The sequence below is a fragment of the Parvimonas sp. M20 genome, assembly GCF_035282425.1.
Lineage (GTDB): Bacteria > Bacillota > Clostridia > Tissierellales > Peptoniphilaceae > Parvimonas.
The window spans coordinates 1-635 of sequence record NZ_JAYKBQ010000063.1; the positions used below are offsets into that span (position 1 = coordinate 1).

Genomic DNA, 635 nt, shown 5'->3' on the forward strand with positions numbered 1-635 from the left:
TGCAACATAGTCAAGTAAATGGACACAATTTTACAATAAGATTTTTGGGAAAGACAGATTTAAACCTGCCTTTCCATATACAATTCTTCTATTTCATTTGGAGTGTAATCCCCAATTGCAGAGTGAGGTCGTTTTGAATTATAACGATTTATGTACTCAAAGCAACAAAGACGTAATTCTTCTAATGTTCGAAAGGATTTTCGATTTATGCATTCTCGTTTCATATGGCGAAAGAAACTTTCACAACATGCATTATCATATGGATACCCCTTTTTGGAGAAGGATTGTACAATATTGTATGTTTCAAGGATTTGGCGAAATGCAAATGCAGTATATTCAGAGCCTTGGTCGGAGTGAAACAGCACATAATCGGGCTTACCTCTGTCGAAATAAGCCTTTTGAAGGGCTTGGATGGTTAAGTTAACATCATGATGCTTAGATAAGCTCCAACCTATGACTTTTCGTGAAAATAAATCAATCACAACACAGAGGTAGTGGAAGATACCATTTACCTTAATATAAGTGAAATCACTGACCCAAACTGAGTTTGGAGTAGCTGGATTGAACTGTTGATGTAGATGATTTACACATACTTCGTCTGTTTTTACAAAATTCTTAAATTTTGGTTTTTCTGT

General features: G+C 35.1%; 1 protein-coding gene. It reads right to left on the reverse strand.

What is annotated here, in order from left to right:
* Positions 1–59 precede the first annotated feature (59 nt).
* Positions 60–635, reverse strand: a 576-nt coding sequence (locus VJI93_RS08370) for an IS3 family transposase (protein WP_324000483.1), incomplete at its 5' end; no start/stop codon positions are given.